We start from the raw sequence: 7,823 nt of genomic DNA, 5'->3' as shown, positions 1-7,823 counted from the left end.
CGCCCCTGGAACCGAGCCGTTCGTCGGCCGCGACGCCGAACTGGCCGCGCTCGCCGCCGCCGCGCCCCGCGCCCAGGCGGGCCGGTTCACCGTCGCCGTGATCAGCGGAGATCCCGGCGCGGGGAAGACGACGCTGGTGCGGCGGCTGTTCGAGCGACTGGAGGGCGACGGCTGGATAGGGGCGACCGGAGGCTGCCCCGACAGCACGGCGACCCCGCCCGGCTGGGCCTGGGTCGAGGTGCTGCGCGCCCTGGTCGCCCGCAGGGGCGCGGGCGAGTACGCCGCGCTGCTCGCGCCGCTGCTCGACGACGCCACCGCCGGAAGCCGATCGACGAGCGCCGACGACGAGGCGTCCGGCGGCTTCCGGCTGCACCGGGCCGTCGGCGGCTACCTGTCGGCCGTGGCCCGCGAGGCCCCGCTGCTGATCCTCCTGGAGGACCTGCACTGGGCCGACGACCAGACGCTCGCGCTGCTGCGCGCGCTGCCCAGCCTGCTCGCGGCCAGCCGCGTGCTCGTCGTGGTGACCTGCCGCGACGGCGAACTCAACGACCAGCAGCAGGACGTGCTGGCCGCGCTGGCCAGGCTCGACCCCGTACGCGTGGGGCTCGGCGGCCTCGACGACGCCGCGGTGGCGGAGCTCGTCCGGGCGACCTGCGTGCGCGAGGTGGACGACGAGGTCGTCAGCACGATCGTCGAGCGGGCCGGGGGCAACCCGTTCTTCGTCAAGGAGACGGCCCGGCTGTTCGAGGCCGAGGCCGACATCTCCGAGGTGCCCTCGGGCGTGCGCGACGTGCTGCGGCGGCGCATCGCCCGGTTGCCCGAGCGGGCCCAGCAGGTGTTGCTGCAGGCCGCCGTGATCGGCCGCGACGTGGACGTGGACGTCCTGGTCGACGTGTCCGGCGACGAGGACGCCGTGGTGGACGCGGTCGAGGCGGCCCTGCTCGCCGGGCTGGTGACCGAGCCGGGCCCCGGCCTGCTCAGGTTCGACCACGACCTGGTCAGGGACACGAGTCTACTCGGACGCCTCCCGGCTGCGCCGCTCGCGCCTGCACGCTGCGGTCGCCTCCGTGATCGAGCAGCGCAGCCCGAGCGACGTGGCCGCGCTGGCCCATCACTACGACGCGGCGGGCACGGTGGAGACCGCCGCGAAGGCCGTACGGTACGCCGGGCTGGCGGCCGAGCAGGCCGAGCGCAGGTTCGCCCACCGGGAGGCCGCGACGCTCTGGCAGCAGGCCATCGCCGCCTTCGACCGGGCTCACACAGGCCGGGCTCACGCGGGCGGTGGATCGGTACGCGACCGGCTGGAGCTTCAGCTGCGCATGATCAGGGCGCTGGCGCTGTGCGGGGACATGACCGCCGCCCGCGCGCACCGGGGGGAGGCGATGTCGGTCGCGCTCCCCCTCGGCGATCTGGAGCTGACCGCCCGGGTCGCGGCGGCGCTCGCGGTGCCGCACAAGGGGATCGCCCGCGACTTCACGCGCACGGCCTGGGAGATCGTCGACGTCACCGAGAAGGCGCTGGTCGAGCTGCCGGAGGGCGAGCAGTCGCTGCGGGCCAGCCTGCTCGCGACGCTGGCCCTGGAGCTGGAGGGGTCGGCCACCGAGCGCGGTTACCAGGCGTCGCTGGAGGCCGAGGAGCTGGCTCGGTCGAGCGGCGACCCCGCGCTGCTGGCGATGGCGCTCAGCGGCCGGCTGCGGCAGTCGTACACGCTGACGCAGGTCGACGAGCGCGAGACCATCGGCCGTGAGCTGCTGCGGGTCGGGGCGGAGTCGGGCCAGATCGCGGTGCAGACGCTGGCGCACCTCGTACTGCTGGAGTGCGCGGCGGCCCGCGGCGACTTCGCCGAGGCCGACGAGCACCTCGCGCAGGCCGAACGCCTCGGACGGCAGTACGCCCTGCCCGCCCCGGCGGCCGTCGGCGCGTGGTACGCCGGGCAGCGGCTCATGATCACCGGTGACTACGCGGGGGCCGAGCGGGCCTACCGGAACGCCGCGCGGCTGACGGCGCGGGCCGGCATGCTCGAAGGCCGCCAGGACCTCCCGTTGATCGCCACGTTCTGCCTGCACCTGGTGGACGGGCGGGCCGCCGAGATGGCCGAGCCGCTGGGCGAGGCCACCAGCGCGGCGCGAAGTGGACGCCGGACGCCTACGCCGTGGCGCTCGCCTCGGCCGGGCACCTCAGGGACGCGCGGGTGGTCGCCGCGAGCCGGGAACCGGTCCGCACCGACTTCCTCTACGAGCTCGCCCTCATCTGGCGGGCGCTCGCCGGGATGCTGCTGGACGACGAGGGCCGGATGCGGGAGGCGTACGAGAAGCTGGCGCCGTTCCGCGACCGCATCGCCGGGGCCGGCACCGGGGTGGTCGCCCTGTGGCCGGTGGCGAAGACGCTCGGCGACCTCGCCGTACGGCTCGGGCTGCCGGCCCGCGACCACTACGACAAGGCGCTGGCCGTGGCCGAGCGGGTGGGCGTGCCCCGCTGGGTCGCCGAGGCCCGCGAGGCGCTCGCGGGCAGGTGAGCAGGAGGCGAAGGGGAGGGAGCTTTCGCCGGAGGCGAAGAGGAGGCAGAGTTCGCGAAGGCCCCTGTCTCAACGCGAACCCGTCGCCTCTCGTCTCCTCAGGTGTACAAAGGGCGGATTGATCACCGGTTGACATCGGCTTGCAATCAGTGCGATCCGGGGCGCTAAGGTGAGGCTTGCCTTAATGACTGCCCCCATGACCGGCGGTGAGAGCACGTGCGGATCCCAGACCCTACGGCCGCCTCCGTGTTCGGCCTCCCTCTGTGGCTGGTCGTCGCGGTCGGCGCGGTCGCCCTGTTCGGCGCGTTCCAGGTGTACTACTGGGTGGGCCGCAGGCTCGGCGAGGCGCTCTACCGCTCGCGCATGGGCCGCAGGATCGGCCGGGAGCGCATCGAGCGCGTGGAGAACGTGGTGCGCCGGTGGGGCGCGCTCGCCGTGTACGGCTGCTTCTGGGTGCCCGGCCTGCGGCACACGCTGCCGTGGGTCGCGGGGGCGCTGCGCGTCGACTACCGCTGGTATGTGGTGGCCAGCGCGCTCGGCTGCCTGACCTGGGTGCCGGTGACCTCCTTCGGCCTCTACTCGCTGCTGTGGGCCTGGCTGTCGCTGGCGGCCCGGTCCCCCGCGCTGGCCGTCGCCGCGGTCGCCGTCGTGGCCCTGGCCGTCGCCCTCCTCGTACGGCGCCGCCGGAAGAGGGGCCGGAACGGGGACGCGCCCGCCGCGCCCGAAGCCGTGCGATCATGTCGGGATGCGTAACGGGGTAATCATCGCGCTGGCCGCCGCCCTCGTCACGGCAGGGACCGCCGCAGCGCCCGCCCAAGCCGCGCCCACCAAGACCACGCCCGCCAAGACCACGCAGGGCCGTCGGTCACGGCCAGGGAGGCCTACCTGGTGGACACCACGGACGGAACGGTCCAGTTCGCCAAGCGCGAGACGCGCCGGGTGCCGGTCGCGAGCCTGACCAAGGTCATGACCGCCTACGTGGTCCGGCGGCAGGCCCGGCTGGACGACGTGGTGACGATCACGACGGCCGACGTGCGGCACGCGACGGCCGGCGGGGCCACGACGGCGGGCCTGCGGGCGGGCGAGCGGCTCACGGTGCGCGACCTGCTCTACGGGCTCATGCTCCCCTCGGGCGCGGACGCCGCCCACGCCCTGGCCGAGCGGTACGGCCCGGGGACGGCGAAGTTCGTCGCCAAGATGAACGACGCGGCGCGGGCTCTCGGCCTGCGCGACACCCGCTACGCCAACCCGGACGGACTGCCGTCGAAGGGATATTCCACCGCCCGTGACCAGGCGACGCTGGCCCTGGCGGCGCTGCGCGACCCCGTGATCGCGTCCGTCGCCAAGACGCCCAAGCGGGTGGTCGGGAAGTCGGCCGGCCACCGGGGGCACGTGTGGCGCAGCACCAACGACCTGCTGGACGACGGCGCGGTGGGGCTGAAGACCGGCTTCACCAACCAGGCCGGCTACTGCCTGTCGTTCGCCGCTATCCGGGGCGGGCGCACGTACGTGGGGGTCGTGCTGGGCGAGCGCAGCGACAAGGCGAGGTTCGCCACGGCGCGCAAGCTCCTCGACTGGGTCTCCGAGGAGGTTGTTTCCGAGGGGGCCGGGGTCACGCTCCCCTGAGCAGGCCGTGGCAGGCGATGGCCGCGGCGGCCACCACGTTGAGGGAGTCGACGCCGAGGTCCATCGCCCGTGAGCTCATCGGGATGCAGACGGGCTGGTCGGCCTCGTGCAGCCAGTGGGACGACAGCCCGTCGCCCTCCGAGCCGAGCATCAGCGCGACCCGGCCGGACAGCGGCGCCTTGTCCAGCTGCACGGCCGACTGATCGGGCGTGAGCGCCAGCAGGCGGAACCCGGCCGCCCTGACCTCCGCCAGGCCGCCGTGCCAGTCGGTCATCCGGGCGTACGGGATCGCGAACACCGCCCCCATCGACACCTTGACGGCCCTGCGGTAGAGGGGGTCGGCGCAGCGCGGCGACAGCACGATCGCGCCGACGCCGAGCGCCGCCGCGCAGCGGAAGATCGCCCCCACGTTGCCGTGGTCCACCAGGTCCTCCAGGACGAGGATCCGCGGCCCCGCGCCCGTGAGGAGTTCGCCGACGGAGGGAAGCGGGGTGCGCTCCATCGCGGCGAGCGCGCCCCGGTGCACCTGGAAGCCGGTGATCCCCTCCATCACCCGGTCGGAAACCACGTAGACGGTGGCGTCCCCGACGACGTCGGCCAGCGCGTCGAGCCACTTCGCCGTCGTCAGCACCGAGCGCACGGGATGGCCCGCGCCGATCGCCCGCCTGATGACCTTCTCGCCCTCGGCGACGAACAGCCCGCGCTCGCTCTCGACGCTCTTGCGCAGATCGACGTCGCGCAGCCGCACGTAGTCCGACAGGCGCGGATCGGCGGCGTCCTCGACCGGGATGACCACGGGCCTCAGCGTACGGCCAGGTAGAACACTCCCGCACACCGGACGCAAGTTATGACTTTTGCCAGTATCGTTCCCTAAACCTGTTACGGCCAGTCGACACCGGAGAGAGCACCGTGGGCGGACGACACCGCACAGACGAACTCGATGGCGGCTTCGACCCCCAGTACGAGCCCCCGCCGCCGCGGCGGCGGGCCGGGCGGGGGACGGTGTTCGTCCCGCTGGCCGGAGCGGTCGCCCTGGCCGTGCTCCTCGGCGTCGCCGCGTACGTGGTGGTGAACAAGAGCCCGGGCTGCGCCGGCGAGAAGGTCAAGCTCTCGGTCGTCGCCTCGCCCGACATCCAGCCGGCCGTTCAGAAGATCGCCACCAGGTTCGGCAAGTCGGGCAGGGCCGTCGACGGCAAGTGCGTCGCCGTCACGGTCAAGGCCGCCGAGTCGGCCGACGTCGCCAACGCGATGGCGGGCACCGGTCCCACCAGCGGCAAGCTGGACCCCGACCTGTGGATCCCCGACTCCAGCCTGTGGCTGAGCGGACTCAAGGACGCGCCCAAGCCCGCCGGGAACGCCGCCAGCACCCCCGTCGTGCTGGCCGCCTCCAGGACCGGCGCGGACAAGCTCCAGTCGGCCTTCAGCCCGAGCTGGACCGGCCTGATGAGCGCGGCGAACGCCGCCAACCCCGACGGCCTGGCGCGGAAGGTGCGCGTGCTCGCGCTCGACCCCACGCAGAACGCCGCCGGCCTCGGCGCGCTGCTGGCCGGGTCCGCCGTGCTCACGCAGGGAGGCGGCAGCGAGGAGACGCTCGTGGGCGTGCTCCGCCAGTTGTCGGAGTCCACCGTGTCGACCCCCGACAGCATGTTCGCCACGCTGACCAAGGCCGCGGCCCGCATCCCCGTGGGCGTGACGTCCGAGCAGGCCGTGTGGTCGTACAACACGACGACGACCCCCTCGAACCCGGCGGTCGCGCTCTACCCGGCCGAGGGCACGGTCAGCCTCGACTACCCGATCTTCGTCACGGCGAAGGACGCCACGACGCGCAAGGCCGCCCAGGCCCTGGCGGCCGAGGTGACCTCGCCCAACGGCAGGAAGACCGTCCAGGACTACGGCTTCCGCACGCCCGACGGCAAGGGCGGCAGCCTGCTGAAGCCCGACAACGGCGTGAACGCCAAGAAGCCGGCCGCGATCCCGCTGCCGGACGCCGCGACCGTCACCCGCCTCTCCCAGGCGTGGCACCAGATCAAGCTCGGCACCAGGCTGCTCTCGCTCATCGACATCTCCGGGACCATGGCGTTGCCCGCCGACAAGACCGGCGTCACGCGGATGCGCGCGATCAGCGACCTCACCGTCGAGGGCCTGAAGCTCTTCCCGGACAAGGCCGAGATGGGCATCTGGGCCTTCTCCGACAACCTGCGCGGCGAGGGGGTCGACTGGAAGCCCGTCGTGCAGATCGGGCCGCTGGCCCAGCAGATCAACGGGGTGACCCGCCGCGAGGTGATCGCTCAGGCGCTGCGCCAGGCGAAGGCCATCCCCACGGGCAACACCGGCCTGAACGACACCCTCTGGGCCGCCTACCAGAAGATGACCAAGGAGTACGAGCCCGACAAGGTCAACACGATCCTGCTGTTCACCGACGGCGTCGGCAACGACGACCCGAACGGCGGCATCTCCAACACCGAGATCCTGCGGAAGCTGAAGGGCGCCTACGACCCCAAGCGGCCGGTGAGCATCCTGATCATCTCGTTCAACACGCAGAAGGACGAGGACCGGGCGCAGATGACCTCCATCGCCAAGGCGACCGGCGGCGCCGCCTACTTCCCGCAGACGGTCCTGGAGATCCGCAACATCTTCCTCAAGGGCATCGCCCGCAGACTCCAGTAACAAGAGTCGCTGTTTTCGCAGGTCATACCCGTTGGGCATGAGCCTGTGATCCGTAAACGACGCCAGAGGGGACGGCGTCCCACTCGTGTGGGGACCGGCGAGACCAGGTTCCGTCACACGGGGAGGAATGTTCGTTGCCCGAATGGCCCGGCGTCGGGCGAGCCGACGACCACCGACTGCTGGAGGCGCTGCGGCGCGGGGGCGGCACCGACGCCCAGGCCACGGCCGCGCTGTACGACGCCTACGCCGACCGGCTGAGCGACTACGCGTACGCGCTGGTGCGCGACCTCGACTCGGCGGCGCGGGCGGTGCACGACGCGCTCGTGGCCGCGTCCTGCTGCGCGGACCGGCTGAAGGAGCCGGCCCGGCTGCGGGCGTGGCTGTACGCGCTGACCCGGTTCCACAGCGCCGCCCGGAGATCGGCCGGGCCCGTCACCGGGCCCGTCATCGAGGTGGAGGAGTCCGCGGACCCGCCGCTCGCCGCGCTGGTGCGGGAGGCGCTGGGGGAGCTCGGCGATCACGAGCGCGAGGTGCTCGAACTCGCCGTACGGCACGGCCTGACGGCGGCCGAGATCGGATCGGTCCTCGGGCTCGCCTCCCGGCAGGTGTCGGCACGGCTCACCCGGGCCCGCGATCACCTGGAGAACGCCGCCGCGGCCCTCGTGCTGGCCAGGGTCGGCCGGGCCCACTGCCCGGAGCTGTCGGCCCTCGTCGACCACGGCGTGGGCGCCGCCTGGCAGGACGGTCCCCTCGGTCCTCCCGTACGCAAGCGGTTGAGCAGGCACATCGCGGCCTGTGAGATCTGCCGCGAGGGGCGGGGCAGGCACGTGTCGGCCGAGCGGCTGCTCGACATGATCCCCGTCGCCTTCCCCCCGCTCTCGCTGCGCCGCCGGGTGGTCGAGTCCGCGCTTCAGGCCGACCGGCGCGACGGCGCCGCCGCCACCGCCGCCACCGCCGAGTTCGACCGGCGCGGTTTCCCTGCGACCACCGGCGGGCGGGCAGGGCGCGGACGGAC

The 7,823-nt window shown here is 73.3% G+C and carries 6 protein-coding genes and 1 pseudogene; 6 read left to right on the top strand and 1 reads right to left on the bottom strand.

The window, feature by feature from the left end; translation table 11 throughout:
- Positions 1 to 40: 40 nt before the first annotated feature.
- The 4 genes and pseudogenes from B1L11_RS53505 to B1L11_RS43455 all read left to right on the top strand — a co-directional run.
- Positions 41 to 460 (top strand): annotated as a pseudogene (locus B1L11_RS53505) (ATP-binding protein); the annotation flags it as partial.
- Positions 461 to 1,067: 607 nt separating this feature from the next.
- Positions 1,068 to 2,648 carry a hypothetical protein gene (locus B1L11_RS53500; protein ID WP_256863420.1) on the top strand — a complete coding sequence of 527 codons (1,581 nt, stop codon included), beginning with the start codon at positions 1,068 to 1,070 and terminating at the stop codon, positions 2,646 to 2,648.
- Positions 2,649 to 2,761: 113 nt separating this feature from the next.
- Positions 2,762 to 3,268, top strand: a complete 507-nt coding sequence (locus B1L11_RS43460) for a DedA family protein (protein WP_256863419.1) — start codon at positions 2,762 to 2,764, stop codon at positions 3,266 to 3,268.
- Between the two features lie 135 nt (positions 3,269 to 3,403).
- Entirely contained in the window at positions 3,404 to 4,141 is a 738-nt protein-coding gene (locus tag B1L11_RS43455) for a D-alanyl-D-alanine carboxypeptidase family protein (protein ID WP_256863418.1), read from the top strand.
- Here B1L11_RS43455 and B1L11_RS43450 read toward each other — a convergent pair.
- A complete protein-coding gene (locus B1L11_RS43450; RefSeq protein ID WP_079320985.1) occupies positions 4,128 to 4,937 on the bottom strand; it encodes an RNA methyltransferase in 810 nt (269 codons plus the stop codon). The two genes, B1L11_RS43455 and B1L11_RS43450, sit on opposite strands and share 14 nt — an antisense overlap.
- A 113-nt stretch (positions 4,938 to 5,050) precedes the next feature.
- Between B1L11_RS43450 and B1L11_RS43445 the strand changes: the two genes are divergently transcribed.
- The gene (locus tag B1L11_RS43445) at positions 5,051 to 6,808 is read left to right on the top strand and encodes a substrate-binding and VWA domain-containing protein (protein ID WP_079320984.1); all 1,758 of its coding nucleotides are present in this window, start codon (positions 5,051 to 5,053) and stop codon (positions 6,806 to 6,808) included.
- 134 nt (positions 6,809 to 6,942) lie between these two features.
- Positions 6,943 to 7,823: RNA polymerase sigma factor (locus B1L11_RS43440; protein WP_079320983.1), on the top strand; the 881-nt coding region annotated here is incomplete at its 3' end.

It is taken from the genome of Microbispora sp. GKU 823, assembly GCF_002027145.1.
Taxonomy (GTDB): Bacteria; Actinomycetota; Actinomycetes; order Streptosporangiales; family Streptosporangiaceae; genus Microbispora; species Microbispora siamensis.
This window is presented reverse-complemented; position numbering and strand designations above follow the sequence as displayed.